The organism is Candidatus Limnocylindrales bacterium (assembly GCA_035571835.1).
Taxonomy (GTDB): Bacteria; Desulfobacterota; Binatia; order UBA1149; family CAITLU01; genus DATNBU01.
Map to the genome: position 1 here is coordinate 96,112 of DATNBU010000037.1, position 26,497 is coordinate 122,608.

The following is a 26,497-nucleotide window of genomic DNA, read 5'->3' on the forward strand; positions in this document are numbered from 1 at the left end:
GATGGCGATGCCCTCTGGTAACTCCGCGCGTCCGGCGATACTCCGGTCTTGGAAGAAGTTGTCGGCGAGACACGAAGGAGCCACATGGTCGTCATCAAAGTCGTAGCAATGTTCGATGATCCCTCGCAGATCGAAACCGCCAAAGCGGAGCTGCTTCGATCGGGACTGGCGACCGAGGAAAGCGTCTGGGTCGAGCTCGATGCCGGCGATGACGCCGAAACACCATCGTCCGTTCGAAGCGCCTGGGAGCGTCTCAAGGAACACGTCGCTCCGGACGACGAGCACGACGCCAGCGCGTATGCGGAAGGGCTGCGGCGCGGAAGCGCTCTTCTCGTCGTCGAAACTCCGACCGAGCAGGCGGAGCGGGTCAAGGACGTGCTGCGAACGGCTGGTGCCATCGATCTGCGGCGCAGGGTGCATCGCTGGATCACCACCGGCTGGGAAGCGTTCGAGCCCGACGCTCCGCGTTTCACCGAGCTCGAGCTTCTCGATGAGAGGCGAGCCCGGCTGAGCGAGGTCGACATCGCTGCCGCGGGCGGCATGGCCGACGGTCCCGACGCGACCATCTCCATCTTCGACGAAAAGACCGGCCAGTTGCTCGGCCGCATCTCCGAGGCCGAGCTTGCCGTCCTTCAGGATGCGCTGGAAGAAGAAGGTCCGGACGATGATGACTACTGGATCAATCCGGAGGAGATCGAGACGATTTCCGGACGTCCCGGCGCGACGCCGCACCTGATCGCGCTTCTGCGCCGTGCGGTCGGGAACAATTCGGAAGGAGCGGACATTCGCTTCGAACGCGCGCGATAGATCTGCAGCACCGAGCGGGCTCAGCGAGCGCGCTCGATCGGGATGTCGTCGACCAGCAGCGTGTCGATCTGCGGCCTGCCGGACTTGTCGACGGCAACCACGAGCTGCGCGCGGTGTTCGCGCGACGCGTCCTGAAACAGGCGCGTGATCTCAGCCGCACGTTCTTCGGGAATGTAATAGCGCTGTAGCTCGCTGAGATACTGCGACTGCAGCGCGCCTTCGCAGCGCCCGTAGGCAAACTCGCACGTCGTGCGCTGCACTTTCGTCGGGCCCCCGGGAGTTTCGGCCGACAGACACAGGCAGCACCTGTCGCCGGAGTCGTCGCGGCACTGCTCGGCATCCTGAAACGCGGGATCGGTTTCGTCGAGCGCCAGCCGGTAGATGATGTAATGCCCGCGCAGCAGGTCGCGAGGATCGTAGCCGGTGGCTTCGAAGATCCAGCGCCGGTTCTCTCCGAGGTGACGCTCCGCGCGCACCATGCCGAGCGCAAGCACGATGAGCGGAAGGACGACGGCGACGGCGAGGAAACTACGACGCATGGTCCGGCGTTCCTTCGATGCTCAGCCGCTCGGCGAGCTCCGGGGACTTGCGCTTCCACAGCCAGGCCAGCAGCAGCGTGAGCAGCCCGCCGCTGATCATGCCGAGGCCGGTATCGAGCATCGAGCCGAAGACTTCGAAGTACATGACGAGCACGCGAAGCGCGATGAGCGCCGTCAGCGTGTTGAAGCTGCGCACGCTGCCAAGGGCAAGCACGGTCCACGCCGCAATACCCAGCACCGCGACCTGCACGATGGCACCGAGTACCGGAAGCGCCGCGCGATCGAACGTCGTCGCCGTGGCGAGCAGCAGCCAGACCGATGCGAGCAGCAGCGCCATGCCGGTACGGGCGCGCGGCGCCACTTCGGGATACAGCCTTGGCAGAAGTGCGACCATGCCCGCAGCGAGAACGCCGCAGACGGCGACCGCCCAGCTCAATTTGTCGTTGTCGATCTCGTCGTAGAACGCGAAACTGATCGCGAGCGCACTCGCCACGACGGCCGTCCACGACATGCGCGTCCAGACTTCGCTTACGTGCGGACGTGCGCGCACAAAGGAGCGTGCGCGAGCGATGACGATGTAGCCGAGGAGCGATGCGAACGTGAGACTGATCGCGAGGTTCAGTGTGGTCGCCTGGCTCCAGAAGTCGTCCAGCCAATCGAACAGCGCTGCAAAGCAGAAGGCCTGCGTAACGGCGAGACCCGCGAGCCAGACGGCGCCGAGCAGGCGTCCGCGCACCAGAAGCATGAAAGGAATGGTCGTAAGCGACCACGTGACGAGCCCCTGGTACTGCGGCGAGCCGAGCTGGTAGACCTGCCCGATGAGCGCGATCGAGCCGAGCACGAATGCATAGTAGATGCCGGCCAGCACATCGGTCAGCCAGAGTTGTACGCGCGTCGCACTGCGAAACAGCGCCAGCGCCAGTGCCAGGCCGAGGGCAAGATCCATCCCGAGCTTGGTCGTGCGAGGAATCGCCTGCCAGTTGGAAGCAACGACCGAGATGATGCCGATGCCGAGCGTAAGCGCGCCGAGGCCGCCGAGGGCGTAGAGCAGGATCGGACGCTGGCCGGACTGCTCGAAGGCAGCGATGCGCGCGGCGGTGGTTTCGTCGATGTGGCCGGCGGCGCGCCACTGGGTAAGCTTCTTGTCGATGTTCATTGGTCGTCCGTCGCGTCGCGGCAACTGAGTTCTAATCCGATGGCGCAACTCTGCCAACGCCGTGGATGCGTCGTCGAGCTTGCGCACGGCTGTCGGGCATGGGGCAGCAGACGCGGAGACTTACGCTGCGCCGCGAAAATGCGATACAGGCTTCGTGATGCAGCAGAGCCACGCCTAGAGGTATGCCATGATCACGTCACTCCCCGAACGCACGCGCACCTACCGATGTCATCATCTCGACTCGACGCGCTGGGACCACATCATCCCGCGGCCCGACGACATCATCATCACGACGTCGCTCAAGGCGGGAACGACGTGGACGCAGCGGATCGTGAGCCTGCTGGTGTTCCAGTCGGTCGAGCTGCCGGCGACGCTGCATTTCTGCTCGCCGTGGGTGGATTGCCGATTCATCGGCGGAACCGCCGAGATGCAGCAACTCTGCGAAGGAGTGCAGCACCGGCGTTTCTTCAAGAGCCATCTTCCGTTCGATGCGCTGCCGTACTGGGCGGATACGAAGTACATCTACGTCGGGCGCGATACGCGCGACGTGTTCATGTCGACATGGAATCACGTCCACCTCTACACGCCGATGGCGCGCGAGATGCTCAACGGCGGAGAGAACCCGCCGGCTCACCCGTTTCTCGAGCCGCCCGACGACATCCGCGAGTTCTGGCGTCTGTGGATGACGACTGGCGGCTATCCGTGGGAGACCGACGGCTTTCCGTACTGGTCGCACCTCCGGCATGCGCGTTCGTACTGGGACTACCGGCATCTGCCGAACCTGCTCATGGTTCACTACAACGATCTCAAGGCCGATCTCGACGGCCAGATGCGGCGCATCGCTCGCTTTCTCGAAATCGACGTGCCCGAGGGTAAATGGCCGCAGCTGGTCGATGCCGCGACGTTCTCGTCGATGAAACGCGACGTGCACATCCTCGGGCCGGAGATGGGGATGATCTTCGAGGGCGGGGCGGACAAGTTCCTGTTCAAAGGGACGAACGACCGGTGGCGCGATGTGCTTACCGCCGACGATCTCGAGCTTTACGAGGCGGCCGCCCGGCGGACGCTCACGCCGGAGCTGAAGCGCTGGCTCGAGCTCGGCGCAGCTTCGGGCGTGGTGCCGGGAAACAGGTAGCGCCGGAGGCCAGCGCGAGCATTGACCTGCGGTGGACCAGGATGGTAGTCACCGGCATGAGATTCGCTCGTCTCGCCAAGGTCGCGGCCGCGATCGTCGTAACATCCTGTTTCACAGCGCGTGCTGAGGCCGCGTACGACATGTCCGACAAATGGCTGGTCTCCCCGAGCGGCCTCCGGTTCGATCTCACGCAATCCGACGGCACGGTCGGCGGGACCGCCGATGGCAGAACGGTCGCGGGGACGATCGACGAGACAACCGGAGAGTTTCACCTGCGTTTCGGCAACAGCTTTCCGTGCCCAGTGGACTTTTTTGATGGAAACATCGCGGCCGGCAACGAATCGTTCACGGCGACGTGGACCCACGTCCAACTCGTCGTCATTTCCAGATTCGATATTCGATGCTCCTCCGATACGTCCACGCAAAGCGGCACGCGCTGCGGAAACAACCAGATCGACTTCGGCGAGGACTGCGATGACGGCGGCGTAGCCGATGGCGACTGCTGTTCGTCGTCCTGTACATTCGATGATCCTGGAACCCTCTGCACGACCGACTATGACGTCTGTACGGACGACGTCTGCGACGGTGCCGGCACGTGCGAGCATCCGGACAACTCGGCGCCTTGCGCCGATCCAAACGGATGTGCGACCGGCGCGTGCAACGCGGGTGCCTGCGTGCTGACGACGAACATGACTGCCGGTACCCCGTGCGACTTTGACTCGAGCGTCTGCACGATCGACGACGCCTGCGATGGTGCCGGCCAATGTGCTCCCGGCGCTGCGATGGACTGTTCGCCCTGCGGAATGTGCGACGCGGTCGAAGGCTGCGTGTATTCGACGGTGCCGGCCTGCGACGAAGACCTGTCGAAGGAGATCCTGTCGATTGAGCTGGCGGACGATCCGAGCGACGACCGCCTCGGCTTGAGGATCGTCGATGACGTCGTCGCGTCGGGCGACCCGACTTCGTCGACGTCATACACGATGTGCATCTACTCGTACGTCGACGGAATCAGCCGGCCGGTCATGAGCGCAACGATCCCGGCTGGAGGAAGCTGCGACGGAGAGAATTGCTGGACGCCGCGAGGCGCCGGCTATGTTTACAAGGACCGCTCGGGTTCAGCGGACGGCGTTACGGCAATGCGGGTGGGACCAGCAGGATTCCGCCTCACTGGTCGAGGCGCGAACCTTCCGCTCCCGGACGGTCTGCTGTCTCAGCCCCGTCTCAGCGCGAGGATCATCGTCGACGACGGGCTCTCGCAGGCGTGCTGGTTCCACTGGCTCGGCGCAAAGCTGCAGAGCACTGCGGAGTACAAAGGAACATACCACCGGTAACGACGACGGTCGCAGCGAGCACCCCTCCGAGCGGATTGCATCGTCCGCGTGGCTGGCCCGGCCGCCTTTCGGCGCGGCCCGACTTTCAAGAGCGATTCAAGAACTTCTCAAAGTTCGGCTGTCCCTTCGATGGCAGGATGCCACCGTCCGCCAAACCTGCTCGAAGGAGACTCTCATGAACAGCCGATCACGAATCGTCACAATGTTCGCGTCCGTCCTGCTCGCCGCCGCCGTGCTTGCCGCCCGGTCGGAGGCCGGTCCGGCCACGTCATTCCTGTTTGCGGTCAACGCCGACGACTGCAGCTCCATCACGATGGCGGCCAACTGGCTGACGCCGGTCAACGGCCAGGATAACGTTCTCTTCCAGATCCACGACCTCAAGACGCACGGCGCCATCGTCGCGAGCGATCCCATCGATCCGGATCAGGTCAGCGCGACGCACGTTTTTGCAATCGGCTCGCTGCCGAAGGGCAAGCACAAACTCCAGTTCGACGTGCAGGTCCGCGTGGGAACGGCGCCGATCATCGGTGTCACGAAGACGTTGTCGGTCGGTTGCGTACGCTGATGTCGCGCGGGGCGGGTCGAGTGCGACCGGGCCCGGCGCGCAAAAGACGGGCCGCCGCCTTTCTGCAAGCGGCGGGCATCGTCGTCCGCCTGGATTTCTGATCTGCGTGTTTCCGTTTCCGAGGCGGCTCGTCGCGAGGCGTTCGGTTCGACTTATGGAAAGGACGAAGGAAGAAATCTGTGGCAATGACAAATTCAACGATCCGGGTCTCGCTTTTTGCCGTCATCCTGCTCGCAACCGACGCCGCAGCCGTCGAATTCAAGTTCGCTCCGCCGGACGGTCTCGAGTGCGACCAGTACCTGAAGACCAGTTCCGTCACCGAGCTCAAGGGCATCGGTGACGATGTGCCGAAGCGCGAGGACGTCAGCGACAGCGTTGCGCACGCGAAGTACGAGAAAGCGCCCACCGGCTATAAGGTAAAGACCACGATCAAGTCCGTCGACATGACGCGCGACGGCAAGCCCGCCGTCGATCCCGTGAGCAAGCTGCTGGCCGGACGCGAGTTCACGATGGACGTGCAATCGAACGGCAAGGCGAGCGACGTGCATGGCTACGATGACTTTATCGATGCCGTACTGGCATCGGTGCCCGCTGAAGTGCGCACGATGGTTTCGAAGTCGCTCAATGCCGATTCGATGGCCAATCGCGAGATCATGGAGTGGAACAGTCGCGTAGGGGATTTCGTCGGCAAACAGGCTGAGGCTGGCGACGTGTGGGAAGGCGACAGCGAGTATCCGCTGCCGACCGGCCCGGTGAAGTTCAAGTCGCTGACGCGCATCTCGAAGATCGAAGACCGCGCAGGCCACCCGATCGTCACGCTCAACTTCACGTATGCGGCCGACGGTGCGGCGACCAGGAAGATGATGGACGACGTCCAGAAGGGCCTCAAGCCGCTGACCAAAGGCATCGAAGTAAAGATCGGTGAACCGTCGATCCAGGGAACCGGCGAGCGCGTCATCGACGCGAGCACGATGAGCATCGAGCGCGAGTCCATTTCGCGCACCATCACGATGCCGATGGACGTGCCCGAAAAAGGCCGCGCCACGATGGTGAGAACCGAGACGCACGAATACAAATTCAAATGTAACAAGTAAGTCGATGAGTCCTGGAAGAATCTCCGTCCCGCATTCGTTGAATCTCAGCCGCTTCTTCACGCGGCTCAATGGCCCCATTGCCTGGGTGCTGCGCTCGCCGTTTCATGCGCTCCTCGACGGCGAGCTCATGCTCGTCACCGTGACGGGGAAAAAGTCGGGCAAGCGGTACACGATCCCGGTCGGCTACCAGCGCGACGGCAACCGGATTCTCGTTCTCGTGTCGCGGGCGGCGACCAAGGTCTGGTGGCGCAACTACCGCACGAAGGGGCCGATCGAGGTCTACACTCGCGGCGCGACACACACGGGAACGGCCGAAGTCGTTACGCCGGAGAGCGAGGAGTTCGCTGCGGCGTTCGATACGACGTTTACGAAAATGCCATGGCTGAGTCCGCAGTTCGGAATCCAGTACACGCGTGGAAAGAAGCTGTCGGAGGAGGAGCGGGCCGTGCTCGCTCGCGAAGCGGCAGTCGTGCGCATCGATCTCTGACCGCTCGCGAGCTCACGGTTCGTGTTCGATGAGAAGGCTCTGAAGCGAACGGCCGAGCACGCCCTGTTCTCCCCAGAGCCGGCTCTCGGCAAGGCCGACGCCGTGCGGTTGCGGATACGTCACGGCGTCGAGGCACACCCACTCACCGGCCGGATACGCGTGCAGATAGAGCGTGAGATCCGGATTGATGAATACGTAGCCGTCGACGCGCGAGAGCGTCCAGCTGACACCGTTTCCGAAATCCGCAGCTGCCGCCACGCGGCTTACCGGCGGCGTCGCTTCGCCGGCGACAAGAGGCACGCGAAGGCGGATCCAGTCGATCGCGGGTCCCGGCCGGTCGAACCCGCCTTCGATGAAGCGATGATCGACGGCGTGCGAGTGAAATGCGAGGAGGTCGCCGTGACGCCAAGGCGTCGACGTGTCGTAGCCGGTCGATGGCCGAGGCGGCGGCTGGAGCGCGGGGAAACATCCTTCCGGAAGCGCGACGTGTGTCCGCCGGATGCGAAGCGCCGTCGCGCGCGCGACCTCCTTGCCGTCGGATGAGAGCGACGCCGAAAGAATCTGTACCTTGCGGCCAGGTCTCTCGGTCGTCACCGAGACGACGAGAGGTGTGAGCGGGACCGGCTTCAGCAGCTCGACGTTGAGACGTGCGATGAACATCGCATCGTCGCTGCCGTCGGGGTGACGCGGGGCCTTCGCATCGTCGTACGCTTCGAGCGCCATCGCGAGCAGCGCGGATGGCGGGCCGCCGTGCTGGGCGACGGGTGTCCATGGGCCGCGCGTGAGCTCGGTGGGATGGAAGAGATTCGGGTGGGCGGGGTCGCGAGTAAAAAGGCTCGAGTCCATAGAATGCAAGTCGAACGGGAGAAACGAAAGTGCAAGGCGCGGGGCAATCGGCTGACCGCGCAAGATACGCGCGGGGGATGAACGGTTGAGTAATTACATTCACACCACGAGCATGTTTCTTTCTCTGTGTCGCAAGCTCTGCTCGTGTGGCTGCGACCATGCATGTAGCGTCAAGTCCGCGCTATCCGAACAGTATTCCCTGTTGGGATAAGGTCGGCGCTGAGGTATCACACTGAGCATCATTCCGTTTTTTCCGAATCTTGTTGCTGGCCGTACCGCTGAGGATGCGTCCCTCCCTCTCGTCTTGCTCTGGCTTCGCGCGGACATGGGAGTTGAAACGGATCTATCCGGTAACGTTCAGTCCTGGCAAGACCTCTCGCAGGCGAGTCCTCGTTCCGTTCCGGTCTTTCTCCAGGCGGATCCGGCACGGCGACCGGAGTTGCGTACTCTCCGAAACGCTGGCGGACCGCACATTCATTTCGATGCGTTACGCTCGACCTGGCTCGGGTGCGGCAAGACAGATGAACAAAAAGAAAGAGGACTTCGCGGCGGCGAGTCAGCCAATACAGTCGTTGCACTGGTCAGGCCGACAAGCCTGCCTCCGGTTGCAGTCGATGATCCGCCCACACCGCCAGCGACTCCGAAGGAGTCACCCGAAACACCGCCGGCGACCATCCTCGGCGATCAGAGTTTCGGGGCGTGGGCCCAACTCGGACTCGCCGCGAGCACCGGAGGCGCCTCCTATGTTTTTCGCTACAAGCATCACGACGAATTGGCCGGATGGCACAATCTCGACTCCGCATCAGCAACTCTGGCTTCTGGGTTTCACATCGTCGCTGCGACTCGCGACGGACTCGGAGCGAGACTCTATGTAGACGACGTCGTCAGCCAACCGGAGTTTCCCTTCACGCAAGCGATCGGCATGTCCTGTATCGGCGGAGGAAAAGTTGTGGCGGATACCCCAGGGGACTACGAAAAAGCCCAGAATTTCTTTGACGGAGATATCTGCGAAATCATCGTCTTTAACCGCGCACTCGATGCGACGGAAATGGCCTTTCTGCGAATGTATCTCAGGATGTCCTGGGGCGTCCCGTGAAGGTCAGCTACGAGTTAACATAGTCTGAAGAAACAAAACGAAGCTGAGTCTGGCGTTCCAAACTCCACCAGGCCCTGCACTGCGAAAGACTGGGGTTGGCGTGATCAATTGGAAACAAGGACCAAAAAAGGCCCGCGCACCTCTCGGTGCGCGGGCCTCTCTCATTCCAGACCAGGTAGAGGTCGGCTCTACATCATCCCTTCCATTCCACCCATGCCGCCCATTCCGCCGCCGCCGCCACCGTGTCCGCCGCCAGTTTCCTGCTTCGGCTTCTCGGTGACCGCTGCTTCGGTCGTGAGCATGAGCCCGGCAACCGACGAAGCGTTCTGCAGCGCGGTGCGAACGACCTTGGTCGGGTCGACGATGCCGGCCTTGATCAGGTCTTCGTACACGCCCGATGCGGCGTTGTAGCCGTACGCACCTTTTCCGCTGCGGATGCGGTCGATCACGATCGACGGCTCTGCGCCGGCGTTGCGTGCGATCCAGCGCGTCGGCTCTTCGATCGCGCGCGACAGGATGCGGATGCCGATGTTCTCCTCGTCGGTCGAACCCTTGAGGCCTTCGAGCACCGACTGGCAGCGAACGAGAGCGACGCCGCCGCCCGGCACGATGCCTTCCTCGACGGCTGCGCGCGTGGCGTGCAGCGCGTCTTCGACGCGGGCCTTCTTCTCTTTCATCTCGACTTCGGTGGCTGCACCGACCTTGATCACCGCCACGCCGCCGACGAGCTTGGCGAGGCGCTCCTGGAGCTTCTCGCGGTCGTAGTCGCTGGTGGTGTCTTCGATCTGCTTGCGGATGGTGCCGATGCGGCCTTCGATGTCGGCCTTCTTGCCGGCGCCGTCGACGAGCGTGGTGTTGTCCTTGTCGACGGTGATGCGCTTGGCCTTGCCGAGATCGTTCATCGTGACGTTCTCGAGCTTGAGGCCGAGCTCTTCGCTGATGACCTTGCCGCCGGTCAGGACGGCGATGTCCTTCAGCATTTCCTTACGGCGATCACCGAAGCCCGGCGCCTTGACGGCAACCACGTTCAGCGTGCCGCGGATCTTGTTGACGACGAGCGTCGCAAGAGCCTCGCCTTCGATGTCCTCGGCGATGATCAGCAGCGGCTTGCCCGCCTTGGCGATCGCCTCGAGCACCGGCAGCATCTCCTTCATGTTCGAGATCTTCTTCTCGTTGATGAGGATCAGCGCGTCGTCGACACGAGCCGTCATGCGCTCGGGGTCGGTGACGAAGTACGGCGAGAGGTAGCCGCGGTCGAACTGCATTCCCTCGACGACGTCGAGCGTCGTCTCGAGAGCCTTGTTCTCCTCGACGGTGATCACGCCTTCCTTGCCGACCTTGTTCATGGCCTCGGCGATGATGTCGCCGATGGTGCGGTCCGAGTTCGCGGAGATCGTCCCGACCTGCGCGATCTCTTCCTGGGTCTTGGTGGGCTTGGAGAGCTTGCGGAGCTCGGCGTTGACGGCTTCGACGGCCTTGTCGATGCCGCGCTTGAGCGACATCGGATCGTGGCCGGCGGCAACCATCTTCGCGCCTTCGCTGAAGATCGCACGGGCGAGAACGGTTGCAGTGGTGGTGCCGTCGCCGGCAACGTCGGAAGTCTTCGAAGCGACTTCCTTGACCATCTGCGCGCCCATGTTCTCGAACTTGTCTTCGAGCTCGATTTCCTTGGCGACCGAGACGCCGTCCTTGGTGACGGTCGGCGCGCCCCAGGACTTTTCGAGGCAGACGTTACGGCCGCGTGGGCCCAGGGTAACGGTTACGGCGTCGGCGAGAATGTTGACGCCGCGGAGCAGTTTGTCACGGGTGTCTTGACCGAAATTTACAATCTTGGGCATGGGTTAGAATCCTCTCTGGATTGGGAAATGCGGGAATTGGCCGAAGCGGCCGGAACTACTCGAGGATGCCGAGGACGTCGTCCTCACGCATGATCAGGCACTCGGTGCCGTCGATCGTAACCTCGCTGCCCGAATACTTGCCGAAGAGGATGCGGTCACCCTTCTTGACGGTCAGCTTCTGGAGCTTGCCGTCGTCGCCGCGGCGGCCTTCGCCGGTGGCGACAACCTTGCCTTCCTGCGGCTTCTCCTTGGCGGTATCCGGAATGTAGAGCCCGCCGGCGGTCTTCTCTTCTTCTTTCACGCGCCGCACCAGGATGCGGTCGTATAGTGGCCGAATGTTCATTTCGTCGTAGCCTCCTCGAAAAAAGGACCGCTCCCTGTCTGTTTATCCGACAGGAAACCGGTCGAGTTTTGGATTGCCCGCGCTCGAAACTCGAGCGCGGAAGATGGGCGTGTCTGTAGGGCCGCTCATCGGGGTGTCAAGGCAGCGCCGTGGAAAAACGCTTGCTTTGAACCCAATCTCTTTCTCAGAGCCTGTTTTTGCCGGAAACGCGAACGACCGAGGCCGCCGCGGGGCCGGCGAGCGGGCGGTTCAGCGCCGCCGCGAAAGCTCTTCGGTGTACTTGCGGTAGAGGACTTCCCACTCCCGTCCGCCCTCGGGCACCGTCCTTTGAAGGGACGCAATCCGCGAACGGACGGCACGGTCGAGTGCTCCCGAGTCCCCGCCGAGACTCGCCCCGATCCGGGCAGCGATCCGCCTCACAGCCGAGCCCCGGTCGACGATCTGGACCCCGGAGTCGGCAAGCGCCTTCGCGATGGCCAGCGACAGCGACTCGACGCGCTCTTCTTTGAGCCGGACGCTCACAGGACAAAGCCTTTTTGCTTGGCAATCCGCTCGCAGAGCCCCTGAAAGAGCTTGGCCGGATCGATCGTCGGGTCCTGACGGCCAAGTTTCTGCAGGGCCTCCTCGGCCTCGCGCCGGATGGCGGCCTCCTGCGCGAAATTGGTCGCGATCGCATTGGCGACGGCTGCTGCGACCTTGTTCATCTCGCCTTTGACGGCCGGAGGGTCTTCCCGGCAAAGGTCCGTGGCGATCGAGATCGCCAGGCGCTGGATGTCGTCGCGGGACAGGCTCACGCACGCGAACATGGTTGGAGACCGCCGCCGGAGCAACCTTGCGCGCGGGCTCGAATGAAAATCGGGGACAGACACCGATTTGCGCAAATCGGTGTCTGTCCCCGATTTCCCGACTCGAGTGATGACGGGCGGCGCCAGTTTCGGTACAACGAGCACTCGCCTGCGTTCTCACGCGGCCGGAAACGTCGATGCGACAATTTTCTCCGCTGGTTCGTTCGCGTGCACTTCAGTCGGGCGACCGCGTTGCGCTGATCGCGCCGTCGTCGCGCTACGACGAGAAAGCGCTCGACCGGGGCATCGAGGTGCTCCAGTCGTGGGGGCTCGTCGTGGATGCGCCCACCCCGTCGGCCACGCTCCGGTATCTTGCCGCATCCGACGACGAGCGCGCAGCGCACCTTGCCGACGCGTTCGCGCGCGACGACGTCGCGGCGCTGATCGGAGTCCGCGGCGGCTTCGGATCGGCGCGCCTGTTCGGCCGCTTCGATGCCGCCGTTGCGCGCGCGCATCCGAAGCTGTTCGTCGGCTACAGCGACGTCACGCTGCTGCTGTCGCGGCTGTCGTCGGAAGCGGGCCTCGTCTGTTTCCACGGCCCGATGGCCGCGAGCGATCTGCCGCGGCTTTCGCCTGCGCAGCTCGAGCGCTTTCGCCGCTTCCTGTTTGACGAAGAGGGCTGGTGGGCCGGAGACGGCCTCACGCCGCTCGTTCGTGGTCAGGCGACAGGACGCCTTGCCGGAGGCTGCCTGTCCGTGCTCGTGACGACGCTCGGTACGCCGTACGAGATCGACACGCGCGGCGCGGTGCTCTTCCTCGAAGACATCGCCGAGCCGTCGTATCGGATCGATCGCATGCTCACGCACCTCGCGCATGCCGGCAAGCTCGACGAAATGGCTGCGGTCGTGCTCGGCGCGTTTCACGACTGCGAGCCGGCGGATCAGATCCATGAGATCGTCGTGGAGATTTTCGGCGCGCGCGGCATTCCCGTCGTGTCCGGGTTCGACGGCGGCCATCATTCGGGCGCTGCGGTCGTGCCGATCGGCTGCGAGGTGCGCGTGGATGCGGATGCGGGCCGCGTCGAGCTTCTGGAGCCGGTCTTTGCCGCTTCGCCCGGGCGCCCGGACCTCAGCGCTTCGATGTCGGTCCGATGATGGCGAACAGCCGGGCCGGCCGGCCGGCGGGCGTCTCGCCGAAGGCTGCCGGCTCGACAACTCATTCGGCCTGGGACGAGGTCGTACGGATTCTCGACGACGCCGTCGGCCCCGATCACGTGAGCCCGGCGGCATCGCTCCTGGTCGGACGCGGCGATGCGGTGCTGTTCGAGCACGCAACCGGAGCGACCGGCCCCGGCGCCGGCGATCCGCCGTGCACGACGGATACGATCTTCGACGTCGCGTCGCTGACCAAGCCGCTCGTGACGGCGGCGCTCGCATTCCAGCTGATCGCGCGCGGCAGGCTGTCGTTCGACACGCGCGTGACTGACGTGCTGCCGGACTTTGCGTCGCACGCCGAAGGCGGCAACGACGAGCGGCGCCTGGCGGTTACCGTGCGCAATCTCCTGCACCACGATTCGGGCCTTCCGGCCCACCGCCGCTATTTCGAATCGTTCCCGCCGGAGCTTCCGGCGTCGCGCGAAGAAGCGGCGCGCCGCCGCGACCGCATGTTCGCGCTCGCTCTCGCCGAGCCGCTCGAGCGCGATCCGCGCTCGAGCAGCGTCTACAGCGACATCGGCTTCCTCGTCCTCGGCGCGATGGTCGAAAAAATCGCCGGCCTACGCATCGACGCGCTGGCCGCCGAACAGATCTTCGGGCCGCTCGACGCCGCAGAAGCGAGGTTCGTCGATCTTGCCGACGAGCCGGACGACGCATTCACGCTGCGCTGTGCGGCAACCGGAGCGTGCGACTGGCGCAGGACCCAAATCCGCGGCCGCGTGCAGGACCAGAACGCGTACGCGATGGGCGGCGTCGCAACGCACGCCGGGCTGTTCGCAACCGCGCGCACGATTCACCGGCTCGCCGGCGAATGGACGGAAGCCGCGGCTGGAAGAGGCCGCGTGCTCGACCGGCGCGTCGTGAGCCATGCATGGGATCGGGCCGAGCCGGCGGCCGGCGCCGCGCCGTCGCCCTCGTCGTCCTGGGCGCTCGGATGGGACACGCCGACTCCAGGCGTCAGCTCGGCGGGCTCGCGCATCGGTCCGGGCGCAGTCGGACATCTCGGTTACACCGGCACCTCGCTGTGGATCGACCCGAGCCGGAGTGTGCACGTCGTGCTGCTGACCAATCGCATCGCGTACGGTACAAACGCAGACGCGATCCGTGCGCTCAGGCCGCGCGTGCACGATGCAGTCTTTGCGGCGCTCGACCGCGCAAGAGACTGAAAAGGCAAGGGACCGATTCGATGACCGAGAACAAGCCGCGTCACATTCATTTCGTCGCGATCTGCGGAGTCGGCATGGCGCCGATGGCCGTGATGCTGCGCGACGCCGGCTACGAGGTCACGGGCTCGGACATCGCCGCGTATCCGCCGATGGGCGACATGCTGCGCCAGGCGGGCATTCCGGTCACGCTCGGCTTCGATGCGAAAAATCTCGAACCGCGTCCGGACCTCGTCGTGATCGGCAACGCGGTCACGCGCAGCAACGTCGAGGCGCAGGCGGTCGAGGCGCTCGGTATCGAGAAGACGTCGTTTCCGGCGGCGCTCGGACGGTTTTTCCTCGGACGCGGCGCACGCTCGCTGGTGGTTGCCGGCACGCACGGAAAAACCACGACGACGGGCATGCTCGCGCACTGCCTCGCAACCGCCGGCGCCGATCCCGGCTATCTCGTCGGCGGGCTCGTGCGCGATCTCGGAAAGCTCGCGTCAGCCGGAAGCGGAGAATACTTCGTCGTCGAAGGCGACGAGTACGATACGGCCTACTTCGACAAGGGCCCCAAGTTCCTCCACTACAAGCCGTCGGCCGTCATTCTTACGAGCGTCGAGTTCGACCACGCCGACATCTACACCGACGTCGAGCACGTGAAGTCGTCGTTCCGAAAGCTCGCCGGCATCCTTCCTTCCAATGCGCCGCTGGTCGGCTGCGTCGACTATCCGCATCTGCTCGCTGCGATCGAGCGCGCCGGGCGCTACCGCTTCGTGCCGTACGGCATGCATTCGCCCGATGGATGGGAGCCGCGCGCCATCGAAGTCGGGCCGGACGGCAGCCGCTTCGACCTTTACTGGAAGGGACGCCGCGATGCGCGACTTCGCCTTTCGCTGGTCGGCGCGATGAACGCGCTCAACGCGACGGCGGTCTATGCGCTCTGCCGCGAGCTCGGCATCGAGCTCGGCGCAGTCGCCGAAGGACTCGCAACGTACAAGGGCGCCGCGCGACGCCAGGAAATCGTCGGCGAGAACGGCGGCATCACCGTCGTCGACGATTTCGCGCATCATCCGACCGCGGTGGGGCTTACGATTGCGGCGATTCGCGGGCGTTTTCCCGGGCGGCGGCTGTGGGCGGTGTTCGAGCCGCGCTCGAATACGAGCCGGCGCGCGATCTTCCAGAGAGCCTATGCCGATGCGCTCGCCGGCGCGGACGCCGTCGCGCTGTCGGCCGTATTCCGCAAGGACAACGATCCGCTGAAGCCGGAAGAGATGCTGTCGACCGACGTGCTGATCCGCGACCTCGGCGCGCGCGGCATTCCGTCGTGGACCGAAGCCGGCCCCGACGAAATCCTCGCGAGGCTTCGCGGCGAGCTGCGCGAAGGCGACGTCGTCCTCTGCATGTCGAACGGCGCCTTCGGCGGCCTCCCCAGAAAACTCCTCGCCCCCGCGTAAACAAAGAGAAATAAAAAAGGGGACAGGTACATTTACGCGGCGCGTAAATGTACCTGTCCCTTTTTCAGCTCGCCTTCGCGACCGGCGCCTCGGGCGAGCTACCATAGATGCTGCGGTAGTTGCGCATGTTGCGCAGGATGCTCTTCACGTACAGGCGCGTCTCGCGGTAGCTGATCTGCTCGATCATCTCGTCTTCCTGCCAGATCTTCGTGAGGTCCCGCCAGCGTTCGGCGGCGGTTTCGCCGGCGTTGTATGCGGCCGCGATCAGCGCCGTGTTGCCGCCGAACTCCTTCGACAGCTCGGCAAGGTAGCGCACGGCAATCCGTATGTTCACGGCGGGATCGAACAGATCGTCGGCATCCGGCTGCGGAAGCCCCGACGACGACGCCACGCGCTTCGCGGTTTTTTCGAGAAGCTGCATGAGCCCGAGCGCCTTGGCGGAAGAGACTGCGGTTGCCGAGAACGCCGATTCCTGGCGCATCAGCGAGTAGACGAGCATCGGATCGATGCCGGCCTTTGCCGACTCGCGCTCGACGATGTCGGCGTGCGCACGAGGATAGAAGTACGGCCTGGCCTCTTCGCGTGACAGCTCGCCCGCATCGTTCATCTCGATCGCGATGCGGAACGCCGCATCATACGCGCCCGAAGACGGCAGCGCAGGCAGCACCGCGCGCCGAGTCGCCGTGTCGAAGCGCGCCAGCCGCATCGAAAGGTCACGCGCGGCGAGCGTGACCAGGCCCGACTCGCGCAGCGACGTCGCGCGGCGGATCGCAAGCACGGCATCGGCCGGCAAGGACTCCGGAACCACCGGCGGCTTGATCTCGGTCGGAGCGGGATTTTTGCGTCCGAGCTGCGCCTCGGATGCAGCGGCGTAGTATCCAAGCGGAAACTCGCTCAGCACCTGCCGGTAGCACTCGCGCGCCTCGTCGTTGCGACCGAGATGCTCGAGCGAGCGTCCCTGCCAGTAAAGCGCGTCGGCGCGGCCCTCGGTGTCCGAGCCGCGCGGCGCTCCGGCTGCCATCGCTGCGAAAGTCTTCGCGGCTTCGCTGTAATCTTTGGCGCGATAGGAAACCCAGCCCTGGCGCCACTGGCTTTCCGCGCGAGTCGCGCCCTTCGCCAGGGCTGCCGCTCGCCCGTAATACGCGATCGCTTCGGCATGGTGATCTTCGACGTCGTTGATGCGCGCGAGCGCGTAGAGCGCCTGCTGCTCGTCGCCGATGCCGGTCTTCATGCCGAGCATCTTCTCGAACAGCTCGGTGGCTTCGGCGTTCTGGTCGTTGTTCCAGCGAAGCGTTGCGGCCTCGTACAGAAGCTTGGCCTTGTGCGCGCCGATGGCCGGGGCGGCGCGCTTCTCGAAGAACGCCGCGCCCGCCGCCTTGCTCTCGGAGCGTCCGAGATTGCGGCCGTACGCCAGCTCGGCTTCGCCTTCGACCGGGCTTCCGGGAAAATCGTCGAGCAGCTCGCGAAGGAGCGCGGCCTGTTCCTCGGAGCGCCCCTCGCGCCCGAGAAGCCGCGCTTCGGCCATCAGCCCGTCTGCACCCGAAGGCCGCAGCTCGGGATGATCACGACGAAGGGTCGTCAGAAGCTCGTAAGCGCTGCGTGCCGAGGCGGAGAGCGGCGACTTGGAGCGCGCGCACTGGAGATAGACGGCCGCATTGTCCGGATCCTTTGCGGCCAGCACGCGGCCTGCCGAAAGGCAGACACTGGCCGCATCTCCGGTATCGGGACCGCTGCGACCGTAGCGCTCGGCAAGCGAAACGGCGCGTTCGACATCGGCGTCTTCGGCAACGAGTCGCGCGAGCTCGGCTGCAGCGTCCCCGCGCAGCACCGAATCCGGATACTTCGTCAGGAATTCCTCGAAATCCTTTCTTGCGGCGGGGCGATCGAAGCGGCTGCGCGCAGTGGCCGCGTAAAAGTCGGTCACATCGTCGAGCCACGGCATCTTCTCGTGAAGCTTGCCGAAGTCCGCGGCAGCTTTGCGCGGATCCTTGCGCATTCCGGCGATTGCGCGGCCGAGCTCGGTATTGGCCGGATGAAGATCTTCGAGAGCTTCGTCGCCCGCAGCGTCCGGCACCGGCGCGACTGCTCCGGCACCGCTCCGGGCCTTCGCGCCGTCGCTGGTGGCTGCATACGCGACGCCGGGCGCGCAGACGATCGCAGTCGACAGCAGCACCGCTGCGAAGCAGGTCAGGAAAGGATTTCGCACGATTCGCGCATGGTTCATCGTCATGGGTTCGTTGACTTTACCCGAGCGGCCGAAAGAATGCAGCGGTGCCCGCCGCGCGCAGCATGCAATTGATTCTCGCATCGGGCTCACCGCGCCGCCGCGAGCTTCTGACCGGAGCAGGCTTCACGTTTGAGATCGACGTGCCCGATATGGACGAGACGATCCTCCCGGGCGAATCACCGGTCGCCGCCACGACCCGGCTCGCCATCGAGAAGGCCGAGGCCGTTGCCGCGCGGCGACTCGCGAGCAAAGCCGAGCGTAAACTGGCCAGCGCAGCCGAGCGTAAACTGGCCAGCGAAGCCGACCATCAGCTGTCATGCTCATCCGAAGTCATCCTTGCGGCGGATACGACCGTCGTCGTCGGCGAGCGCATTCTTGGCAAACCCGTCGACGTCCGCGATGCGGTCGAGATGCTGCTGTCGCTGTCGGGCCGCAACCACTTCGTGTGGACGGCGTGGGCCGTGCTGCCGGTAAACGGCAGTCTCGGCGCGCCGGAGTGCGGCGCGTGCCGATCGGTCGTTCGCATGCGCGAGATCTCGCGCCGCGAAGCCGAGGCCTACGCAGCATCGGGAGAGCCGATGGACAAAGCCGGAAGCTACGCTGCGCAAGGAGATGGGCGCCGGTTCATCGGCGCAATCGTCGGGCCGCTCGACAACGTGATCGGCCTGCCGATGACTCCTGTCGTACGCGCTCTCGCCCGTTGCGGAATCTCGCCGCCCGGCGCGATCAGCGTGTCGTCATGAGCGGTCCGCCGGAGATCTTCTGCGAAGGTGTGATCGACGAGCCGCATCCCGACCGGATCCGCAGCGGCCTCGAATCGGTCCGGCAGCGCGTCGACCAGGCGGCGCGCGCGGCAGGCCGCGACGCGGCCGCCGTGCGGATCGTCGCGGTGACCAAGAAGCTCGACGTGGATGCAATTCGCAACGCGTACGTGCTCGGGCAGCGCGATTTCGGCGAGAACTACGTGCAGGAGGCGGTCGGCAAAATTGCGTATCTCGAGCGCTGGATGCCGGATGCGCGCTGGCATTTCATCGGGCGGCTGCAGTCGAACAAGGCGGCGATCGCCGTGCACAGCTTCGCGCTGCTGCATGGCATCGATTCGCTGAATACCGTCGCGGCGCTGTCGCGTTCGGCGGTCCGCGAGGACCGCACGGTCGATCTGCTGCTGCAGATCCGGCTCGGAAGCCGTGCAGCCGGCGGCCGAGCATCGCGCGGCGGGATCGAAGCGGACGGCGCGCTCAGTTTTCTCGAGCAGTCCTCGGCCTATGCCGGAATACGTTTTGTCGGACTCATGGGCGTCGCCGACCCGGATCTTCCGGCGCGGCCGCAGTTCGCGCGTCTTCGCGAGCTCGCCGAAGACCTTGCAACATACGGAATCGAGCGTGCACCGCTCGGCGAGCTTTCGATGGGCATGACGGGCGACTTCGAGGATGCGATCGCCGAAGGCGCCACGATCGTTCGCATCGGCACGGCGATCTTCGGAGAACGGCCGCAGCACTGAACAGGTGACCTCGGGCCGGGCCCGGGCATCCGCTCGGCAGATCGGGACAGGCGCCGGCCGCATCGCGACAGGAGACGCATGGCAACGAAAACATCCAAATCGATCGACGTCGGCTTCATCGGCGGCGGCAACATGGCCGAGGCGATGATCAAGGGCCTGCTCGCGAGCGGGCGAGCTGCGACGTCGATGATCATCGCGGAGCCCGATGCGGCCAGAAGGCGTCTCATCACGAAGAAGTACGGCGTTGCGGCGGTGACCGACAACGCCGACGTTGTGCGCCGGTCGCGCACCGTCGTGCTCGCCATCAAGCCGCAGGTGCTGCAGGCTGTGATGGATGCGCTGCGCCCGTCGGTTACGCGCGGCGAGCTTTACGTTTCGATTGCTGCCGGCGTGATGCTCGCGCGGCTCGAAAAAGGCCTCGGGGACGCGAGTCGGGTCGTGCGCGTGATGCCGAATACTCCGTGCCTCGTCGGCAAGGGCGCGTCGGTCATCTGCGCCGGATCGCGCGCCACCGCAGCCGACGTAAAGCTCGTAAAGAAGCTTTTCGCGGCGGTCGGCGACGCGCACCTCGTCGGCGACGAAAAGCTCATGCACCTGGTCACCGCGCTGAGCGGCTCCGGCCCCGCATACGTGTATCGCTTTGCCGAAGCCCTCATTGCAGCTGCCGAGAAAGGCGGCATGACCGGCGAGCTTGCGCGCGCGCTGACGTACCAGACCATTGCCGGTGCGGCCGCGATGATGATCGAAACCGGCACCGAGCCCGCCGACTTGAGAAAAGCGGTCTCGAGCCCTGGCGGAACGACGCTCGCCGGGCTCGCCCGCCTCGATGACAAGAAGTTCGTCGAGACGGTCAAGGAAGCGGTCGACGCCGCATCGAAGCGTTCGGTCGAGCTGTCGAGGGCGTGACCGGTCCGGCTTCGAGCTGGCTTCGCGTGCTCGACGGGGCGATCGAGGTTCGCGTTCGCGTCGTCCCGCGCTCGTCGCGAAACCGCATCGCCGCCGTCATCGGCGATCGCGTGAAGCTCCAGGTATCGTCACCTCCGGTCGAAGGCGCAGCCAACGAAGCCGTGCTCGAGCTGCTCGCCGACAGCGCCGGTCTTCCGAGGCGCAGCGCATCGCTCGTCGCCGGCGCGACGTCGAAATCGAAAACCGTGCGGCTCGAAACCGCGGACCCGGTCGCGGCTGCGCGACGGCTGGAAACCATCGCTGCTGCGTTTCGTTGACAAGCCGGGGGTTGCTGCCTAGCTTCCCTGCCGCGACGAGAGAGGTCCGGGGATGCCAATCTACGAATACGGCTGTCCGAAATGCGGTGAGTTCGAGGTCCGCCAGTCGGTCAGCGATCCGGTGCTCAAGCGCTGCCCGACCTGCAAGTCCAAGGTCAGCAAGCTTATCAGCGCGCCCTCGTTCCAGTTGAAGGGCGGCGGCTGGTACTCGGACGGCTATCAGAAGAAGTCGCCTTCCAGTTCGACCCCCAGCAGCAGCACGACGACCGAGAGCTCGAGCACGACGGCATCGACGAGCGGCAGCAAGGGCGGCTCGGCTCCGAGCTCGGACTGATCGCAGCGCCGGCCCTCACAATTCCCGTCAGCTTTAGTCCTTCGTTTTCAATGGCTTGAACGCCTCGTCCGCGCGTTCGGCGGCGTCAGCCGATTCCTCTCGCTCCAACCCACCACTGTCGGGCCGCGATCCGCTGGCCGCGGTTCACATAAAATTTGCCGCACTGCGTTGACTCCCTGACGCATCGTGTTAGAAAGTGATCGCGGCCCGGAATGAGAGGCCGAACATTGGAACCGGCCGTCCGCTCCGAACCGAGCGTGGACAGGCAGAAACAGGAGGACCACATGGCTACCAGAGCGAAGAAGAAAACATCGACCATTCCGACGTTCGGCCAGCTCGAAAAACGAGTCGGCAGGCTGCGCAAGGATCTCGAGCGCACCGTCGATCGCGTAAGCCGCGAAGCCGCACGCTACATTCCCACTTCCAGCCGCCGCCAGATCAACGACATCCTCGAAAACGTAAACGACATCGCCGGCACCGTTTCGAAGCGCGTCACCAAGACCGTCGAAACCGTCCGCGCCGACGTCGAAGACAGCGTGTTCGATCTTCGCGGCACGGTCGACAAGACCGTCAAGGCACTGCGCAAGGACGCCGTCGACAGCAGCCAGAAAGCGCTCGAGACCGTCGAGAAGGAAGCACGCAGGCAGCTCGAGCGCGTGCTCAAGGCGATCGGAGTTCCGCTTCGCGCCGACGTCGACGGCATCAAGCGACGCATGGGCGCGCTCGAGCGCAAGATCGACGATCTGATCGAGAGCCTGAAGGAAGACGAGAGCGCGGCGGCCTGAGCCGCCGCAATCTCAACGGACGACGGCGAGCCACTCACGCGATGCTCGCCGGAAAGCACTGACGGGGCGCAAGCCGCGTTGGTCTCTGCCTGATCGAGTCGCCTGGTCAGCGGCTCGTGACCCTCCTCCCGGGCAGAGGGGCGTGAGGGGCAACCCTCACGCCCTCTTTTTTTGTCCGAAGTACCCGCAACCCGCCTCGAGAACCGCGGCGGCTAGTCCACGAGTACAGGCACAGCGCCGCTTGCGGCGCGCCGTCGCAGCCCGCTCACGAACTCGCCCGCCGCCACCGCAATCACCGTCAGCATCGGCGCGTGGATCGTTGCCTGGTAGCGGTAGAGCGGCGCACCGAAGATCGTATACACAAAAAGATACGCGAACGTCGGCAGGACCCATGCGACGAGCGGCGGTGCGTTCCGGCGAGGAGCGAGCAGCAGCACGAGAGTCGCCGCGAGGAATGCGATCGCCAGCGGCGCGTCATCGAACAGCAGGCGGCGAACCCACCAGTGAATCCACACGTGCGGGCCGGGATGCGATGCGTGGCCTTCCCGGAGAGTCTGGTCGAGCGCCGGCGAGAGATGATACTTCCAGCGGCTCTCGAGATAGTTTCGCATCACGTCCCTGCCGAAGCCGTCGGTCAGGTACCAGTCGAGATGGCCGTAGAGCGTCATGTTCTGGCGGCCGAACGACTCCTCCTCGAACAATCCCGCAAGAATCGCTGCGCGGCCGGCGAGGTACCGCTCGAGGCCCGCCGACCGGTAACCCGCGAGCGCGAGCCTCTGCATCGCAGCGTCCGCGTCAGCGATGTCCATGCCGCTGTCGATGAAGCTCTGCATGCGCAGGTCGAGCAGATCGTAGGAGCTTTCGACGTCGGTGTCCTTGCCCGGGTGAAACTTGTCCATCTCGGCCTGGCGATCGATGGTATTGCTCCACACGCCGCTGAAATAAAGATTGCGGCCCGTGCTCGCCGACAGCACCCAGCGCCCGTGAACGGCATGATTGTGCGCGATCCACGGCAGAAGCGGCACGGCGAATGCTGCCGCATACACGAGTGTCCAGCCGGCAATGCTGCGCAGGCTTCCGCGCGCCCTGGCGATGCGAAGCACCGCAAGGAGCAGCGGGAACGGCACGAAGACCTGCGCACTCGTACGCAGGAGCACGGCGGCCGACATCAGCACGCCGCAACCGATCGCGGCAGCGAGCGTGCGACCTCCGATCGTCGTCGTTGGCATGACCGCCGCAAGCCAGATCGCGATCGCCAGCACGGCAGCGCCCACTGCCTCCGGCATCAGCAGCTGATCGATCCATGCCAGCGCTGGTGAGGATACCAGCAGCGCGGCCGCCATCACCGCAGCGGCCAGGCCATGCCACCGGCGCACGAGGTCGATCGTTGCGCCAAGCGCGACCAGCGACAGCAGCGACTGCGCGAGCACGACGCCCGAAAGCACGGGCACACCGGCCAGCTTCCAGATCGCGAGCATGAACCACGCGTATCCGGGCACCGCATGGAGCGCACCGCCGCCATTGTGGAGCTTGAGAAACACCGGCGGCCATCCGCTTCCCGCCGACAGCGAATCGGCACCGGCGAGATACTTGTACGAGTCTGCGTCGAGGATCGGCGGGATCGTCCGGTACATCGCGATCCGCGTTGCACCGAACGCGCCGATCAGCACGGCGAGCGCGACGAGAAGCGCCGCACGCGCGAGCTTCGAACGCGATCCGGCCGGCGGCGAAGTCACCGCGGGCGCTTTTCGACGAGCGCTTCGACGACGAAGCCGAGGGCGACCAGGATCGCGCTGGTCTCGAGGACGAGCACGAGCATGAGGCGGCCGCCGCCCCACAACGAAAGCAGAAGCACGAGCGGCAGCATCACCACGGCATTGATGCCTGCGGCGAGCAGGAAAAGCTTGATCGGGTTCAGGCGCGCCGTGATCGACGTCAGGATCTGGAGCGCGCGCAGCGAATCGCGAAAGTAGCGCACCTTCGATTCGCCGTGGCGCTTTCGATACGCGACCGGCACGTAGCTGACCGGCAGCGCCCGCATCATGAACAGCAGCGTGATCGACGTCGTGAACGAGAAGCCGTAGCTCATGTGCGGAAACAGCGGCATCACGATCGCCCGGTCGAAGATCCGCATGCCGGAGTTCACGTCGGGCACCGACCTTCCGACGATGAACTGCGTCAGCGACCGGAACGCCCAGCGAAGGATCTTCATCTGCGTGGTGCCGTCGTACTGCGCGCCTTCGCGGTTGCCGACGACCATTGCGAAGCCGCGTCGGTACTCGTCGAACAGACGCGTGAACTCTTCGACCGGATAGGATCCGTCCGCGTCGATGATCGCGACCGTTGCGTATTTCGCGGCCGTCACGCCGCGCATCAGCGAGTAGCCGTAGCCTCCGTTCTGGATGTTGCGGAGCACGCGCACGCCGCTGGCTTCGGCCACGCGGCCGGTCGCATCGCGGCTGCTGTCGTCGACCACGATGATCTCGTGCGGAATGCCGATCTCGCGCAGTACGGCCTTGGCGTCGTCGAGCACGCTCTCGATTCCGCCTTCTTCGTTGTAAGCCGGGATGATCAGCGACAGGCCGTCGATGGGCGAGATGGGCGAAAGCTCGGCCTCCGGATTGCCGTTGGTCATGACAGGGCGCTCGCGCGTTCGGAATACGGCGTCGCCGCAAGGCGAAGACCGGCGAACTGTTTTGTCCACTCGGCCAGCGTCACCAGGCCCCAGAGTTTGTAATCGTGATTGCGGCGGCGATCCGCGTGCTCGGACTCGAGCGCCTCGAGCCTGGCGATGTCGAACACGCCGGGCAGATTCGACTCGAGCGTCCGAAGCGATTCCTTGACGAACCCGCGAAGCGGACCGGCGAACCAGTCCGCAAACGGCGTCTGGAACGGCGCTTTTGCGGTCTGCGCGAGCTCGTCGCCGAGAAAACGGCTCGCCATGCGGCGGATCGGCTGTTTTCCCGCGAAACGGGCGGGATCGCGCAGCAGCGTCGCGAACGAATACTCGACGAGCTTCGAATCGAGGAAAGGAGAACGGGCTTCGAGACCGTAGCTCATCGTTGCGCGGTCCACTTTGCCGAGAATCGAATCGACAAGCCACACGCGGATGTCGGCATAGACTGCACGCTGCAGCACGTTCCAGTCGCCGTGCGGCGCGAGCTGCATCGCATAGTCACTCCACGGCTCGGACGGCGTGGCCTTCGAGCCAAAGGACTGAGATCCGGCGCAGGCAGCCGGTGCGATGGACGCAATTTCGTCCTCCGTCCAGATCGTGCGCCATCCGGCGTGTGCACGGGCCAGATCCGACGTGGTGGCGTGAAGGAAGCGCTGCAGCAGCGTTACCGAAGCCATTTTTCCGGCCTGCGCCGGAAGCAGCGTGCTGGCCGATGCGAGCATCGAGCGGACCGCGCCGGGGACATAGGAAACGTACGGCGCGGCGAGCTCGAGCGCGCGGTAGGTCGGATAGCCCGCCAGCAGCTCGTCGCCGCCGTCACCGGTGAGAACGACCGTCACCGACTGCTTCGCGTAGCCGGCAAGCTTGGTCAGCGGGATCATCGACTGGTCGGCGAGAAGATGGTCGGCGCTTGCGACGATGCGCGGAAGCAGCCCGGGGACGTCGTCGGCGCTGCATTCGATCTCGTGATGATCGGTGCCGAGCCTCGCGGCAACCTTGCGCGCTTTCGCGCGCTCGTCGTACGAGGCTTCGCGAAAGCCGACGCTGAAGGTCCGGCGCCTCGCTTCCGATTCGTGCTGTGCGAGCGCCGCGATCAGTGCCGAATCGACGCCGCCGCTCAGGAAAATGCCGAGCGGAACGTCGCTCACGAGCCGCGCACGAACGGCGTCGGTCAGCAGCGTCTCGAAATGCTGCTGCGGATCGGCGATGTCTCGCGCAGGGGAAGCCGTCTTCAGATCCCAGTATTGCTGCGACCGGATTTCGCCGTCGCAGTACTCGAGCCACGTGCCGGCCGGAAGCAGCTGTGCGCCGGCAAAGATCGTTCGCGGACCGATGACGTAGTTCAGGTGCAGATACTGGCGCAGTGCGATCGGATCGATCTCCGGCCGGGTGATGCCGACTTCGACGAGAGGCCGGAGCAGCGACGAGAATGCGAGTACGTTCCCGCTGCGTGCCCAGAATAGCGGCTTTTTCCCGAGCCGATCGCGAGCGAGCAGAAGCGTGTTCGAGCGTGCATCGCGAATCGCGAGTGCGAACATGCCGTCGATGCGCGCGAGGACGCCTTTCCCCCACTGCTCGTAGCCGCGCAGAAGCACTTCGCTGTCCGACGTCGAGCGGAAGCGGTGCCCGAGGCTCTCGAGCTCGCTGCGGAGCTTCTCGAATCGATAGATCTCGCCGTTGTAAGTCAGCCAGACCGAGCCGTCTTCGTTCGACATCGGCTGGTGGCCGCCGCACGACACGTCGATGACCGAAAGACGGCGATGGCCGAAATACGCGCCGTCGTCGGCGAGCCAGCCTTCGTCATCCGGACCGCGCGATGAAAGCAGAGCGAGCGCAGCGCGAACCCGAGTCTCCTCGAAGCCGGACCGGTGGCCGGGAACCATTCCGAAGATGCCGCACAAGCGTCGCGCCT

27 protein-coding genes are annotated in these 26,497 nt (G+C 64.9%); 16 read left to right on the plus strand and 11 right to left on the minus strand.

Annotated elements, in window-relative coordinates; all coding sequences use genetic code 11:
* Positions 1–84: 84 nt before the first annotated feature.
* Entirely contained in the window at positions 85–807 is a 723-nt protein-coding gene (locus tag VN634_16255; protein ID HXC52436.1) for a hypothetical protein, read from the plus strand.
* Between the two features lie 20 nt (positions 808–827).
* On the opposite strand, the gene VN634_16260 is transcribed toward VN634_16255, so the two are convergent.
* Positions 828–1,346 (minus strand): GDYXXLXY domain-containing protein, encoded by a 519-nt coding sequence (locus tag VN634_16260; GenBank protein HXC52437.1) that lies wholly within the window; start codon positions 1,344–1,346, stop codon positions 828–830.
* A complete protein-coding gene (locus tag VN634_16265; protein HXC52438.1) occupies positions 1,336–2,502 on the minus strand; it encodes a DUF2157 domain-containing protein in 1,167 nt (388 codons plus the stop codon). Before VN634_16265 ends, VN634_16260 begins: the two co-directional genes overlap by 11 nt.
* A 187-nt stretch (positions 2,503–2,689) precedes the next feature.
* Between VN634_16265 and VN634_16270 the strand changes: the two genes are divergently transcribed.
* The 5 genes from VN634_16270 to VN634_16290 all read left to right on the plus strand — a co-directional run bounded on the left by VN634_16270 (position 2,690) and on the right by VN634_16290 (position 7,114).
* Positions 2,690–3,637: a sulfotransferase domain-containing protein gene (locus VN634_16270; protein ID HXC52439.1), complete on the plus strand. Its 948-nt coding sequence runs from the start codon at positions 2,690–2,692 to the stop codon at positions 3,635–3,637.
* A gap of 56 nt (positions 3,638–3,693) precedes the next feature.
* Positions 3,694–4,968, plus strand: a complete 1,275-nt coding sequence (locus tag VN634_16275) for a hypothetical protein (protein HXC52440.1) — start codon at positions 3,694–3,696, stop codon at positions 4,966–4,968.
* 175 nt (positions 4,969–5,143) lie between these two features.
* A complete protein-coding gene (locus VN634_16280; protein ID HXC52441.1) occupies positions 5,144–5,533 on the plus strand; it encodes a hypothetical protein in 390 nt (129 codons plus the stop codon).
* A gap of 185 nt (positions 5,534–5,718) precedes the next feature.
* Complete coding sequence (locus VN634_16285) at positions 5,719–6,627, plus strand: hypothetical protein (GenBank protein ID HXC52442.1); 909 nt, start codon at positions 5,719–5,721, stop codon at positions 6,625–6,627.
* A 4-nt stretch (positions 6,628–6,631) separates the two neighbouring features.
* On the plus strand, positions 6,632–7,114 hold the full coding sequence (locus VN634_16290) for a nitroreductase/quinone reductase family protein (GenBank protein HXC52443.1): 483 nt from the start codon (positions 6,632–6,634) through the stop codon (positions 7,112–7,114).
* Positions 7,115–7,126: 12 nt separating this feature from the next.
* Here VN634_16290 and VN634_16295 read toward each other — a convergent pair whose 3' ends face one another.
* Positions 7,127–7,960: a thioesterase family protein gene (locus VN634_16295; protein HXC52444.1), complete on the minus strand. Its 834-nt coding sequence runs from the start codon at positions 7,958–7,960 to the stop codon at positions 7,127–7,129.
* 439 nt (positions 7,961–8,399) lie between these two features.
* Between VN634_16295 and VN634_16300 the strand changes: the two genes are divergently transcribed.
* Entirely contained in the window at positions 8,400–9,056 is a 657-nt protein-coding gene (locus tag VN634_16300) for a hypothetical protein (GenBank protein ID HXC52445.1), read from the plus strand.
* A 188-nt stretch (positions 9,057–9,244) separates the two neighbouring features.
* On the opposite strand, the gene groL is transcribed toward VN634_16300, so the two are convergent.
* The 4 genes from groL to VN634_16320 all read right to left on the minus strand — a co-directional run bounded on the left by groL (position 9,245) and on the right by VN634_16320 (position 12,043).
* Complete coding sequence (groL, locus tag VN634_16305) at positions 9,245–10,894, minus strand: chaperonin GroEL (GenBank protein ID HXC52446.1); 1,650 nt, start codon at positions 10,892–10,894, stop codon at positions 9,245–9,247.
* Positions 10,895–10,949: 55 nt separating this feature from the next.
* Positions 10,950–11,237, minus strand: a complete 288-nt coding sequence (gene groES, locus VN634_16310) for a co-chaperone GroES (protein ID HXC52447.1) — start codon at positions 11,235–11,237, stop codon at positions 10,950–10,952.
* 249 nt (positions 11,238–11,486) lie between these two features.
* Positions 11,487–11,759, minus strand: a complete 273-nt coding sequence (locus VN634_16315; protein HXC52448.1) for a DUF507 family protein — start codon at positions 11,757–11,759, stop codon at positions 11,487–11,489.
* The gene (locus VN634_16320) at positions 11,756–12,043 is read right to left on the minus strand and encodes a DUF507 family protein (protein ID HXC52449.1); all 288 of its coding nucleotides are present in this window, start codon (positions 12,041–12,043) and stop codon (positions 11,756–11,758) included. The genes VN634_16315 and VN634_16320 overlap by 4 nt, the downstream gene beginning before the upstream one ends.
* Before the next feature lie 176 nt (positions 12,044–12,219).
* On the opposite strand from VN634_16320, the gene VN634_16325 reads away from it, so the two are divergent.
* The 3 genes from VN634_16325 to VN634_16335 are packed head-to-tail and all read left to right on the plus strand — an operon-like array spanning position 12,220 to position 15,838.
* The gene (locus tag VN634_16325) at positions 12,220–13,176 is read left to right on the plus strand and encodes an LD-carboxypeptidase (protein ID HXC52450.1); all 957 of its coding nucleotides are present in this window, start codon (positions 12,220–12,222) and stop codon (positions 13,174–13,176) included.
* Positions 13,173–14,402: a serine hydrolase domain-containing protein gene (locus VN634_16330; protein HXC52451.1), complete on the plus strand. Its 1,230-nt coding sequence runs from the start codon at positions 13,173–13,175 to the stop codon at positions 14,400–14,402. Before VN634_16325 ends, VN634_16330 begins: the two co-directional genes overlap by 4 nt.
* Before the next feature lie 20 nt (positions 14,403–14,422).
* Positions 14,423–15,838, plus strand: a complete 1,416-nt coding sequence (locus VN634_16335; protein ID HXC52452.1) for a Mur ligase domain-containing protein — start codon at positions 14,423–14,425, stop codon at positions 15,836–15,838.
* 64 nt (positions 15,839–15,902) lie between these two features.
* Here VN634_16335 and VN634_16340 read toward each other — a convergent pair whose 3' ends face one another.
* Positions 15,903–18,062: a transglycosylase SLT domain-containing protein gene (locus VN634_16340; protein ID HXC52453.1), complete on the minus strand. Its 2,160-nt coding sequence runs from the start codon at positions 18,060–18,062 to the stop codon at positions 15,903–15,905.
* A 47-nt stretch (positions 18,063–18,109) separates the two neighbouring features.
* Between VN634_16340 and VN634_16345 the strand changes: the two genes are divergently transcribed.
* The 6 genes from VN634_16345 (at position 18,110) to VN634_16370 (ending at position 21,908) form a co-directional block, all read left to right on the plus strand.
* Entirely contained in the window at positions 18,110–18,808 is a 699-nt protein-coding gene (locus VN634_16345; GenBank protein ID HXC52454.1) for a Maf family protein, read from the plus strand.
* A complete protein-coding gene (locus VN634_16350) occupies positions 18,805–19,566 on the plus strand; it encodes a YggS family pyridoxal phosphate-dependent enzyme (GenBank protein HXC52455.1) in 762 nt (253 codons plus the stop codon). The genes VN634_16345 and VN634_16350 overlap by 4 nt, the downstream gene beginning before the upstream one ends.
* A gap of 78 nt (positions 19,567–19,644) precedes the next feature.
* Positions 19,645–20,472 (plus strand): pyrroline-5-carboxylate reductase, encoded by an 828-nt coding sequence (gene proC / locus VN634_16355; GenBank protein HXC52456.1) that lies wholly within the window; start codon positions 19,645–19,647, stop codon positions 20,470–20,472.
* Positions 20,469–20,789 carry a DUF167 domain-containing protein gene (locus VN634_16360; GenBank protein ID HXC52457.1) on the plus strand — a complete coding sequence of 107 codons (321 nt, stop codon included), beginning with the start codon at positions 20,469–20,471 and terminating at the stop codon, positions 20,787–20,789. The genes proC and VN634_16360 overlap by 4 nt, the downstream gene beginning before the upstream one ends.
* A 52-nt stretch (positions 20,790–20,841) precedes the next feature.
* Positions 20,842–21,123 carry a zinc ribbon domain-containing protein gene (locus tag VN634_16365; protein HXC52458.1) on the plus strand — a complete coding sequence of 94 codons (282 nt, stop codon included), beginning with the start codon at positions 20,842–20,844 and terminating at the stop codon, positions 21,121–21,123.
* Positions 21,124–21,407: 284 nt separating this feature from the next.
* Positions 21,408–21,908 (plus strand): hypothetical protein, encoded by a 501-nt coding sequence (locus VN634_16370; GenBank protein HXC52459.1) that lies wholly within the window; start codon positions 21,408–21,410, stop codon positions 21,906–21,908.
* A 212-nt stretch (positions 21,909–22,120) separates the two neighbouring features.
* On the opposite strand, the gene VN634_16375 is transcribed toward VN634_16370, so the two are convergent.
* From VN634_16375 to asnB, 3 genes are read right to left on the minus strand one after another with little or no spacing between them, the layout of a single operon-like run.
* On the minus strand, positions 22,121–23,644 hold the full coding sequence (locus tag VN634_16375; GenBank protein HXC52460.1) for a hypothetical protein: 1,524 nt from the start codon (positions 23,642–23,644) through the stop codon (positions 22,121–22,123).
* Positions 23,641–24,543 carry a glycosyltransferase family 2 protein gene (locus VN634_16380; protein HXC52461.1) on the minus strand — a complete coding sequence of 301 codons (903 nt, stop codon included), beginning with the start codon at positions 24,541–24,543 and terminating at the stop codon, positions 23,641–23,643. Before VN634_16380 ends, VN634_16375 begins: the two co-directional genes overlap by 4 nt.
* Positions 24,540–26,486 carry an asparagine synthase (glutamine-hydrolyzing) gene (asnB, locus tag VN634_16385; protein HXC52462.1) on the minus strand — a complete coding sequence of 649 codons (1,947 nt, stop codon included), beginning with the start codon at positions 26,484–26,486 and terminating at the stop codon, positions 24,540–24,542. Before asnB ends, VN634_16380 begins: the two co-directional genes overlap by 4 nt.
* Positions 26,487–26,497 lie beyond the last annotated feature (11 nt).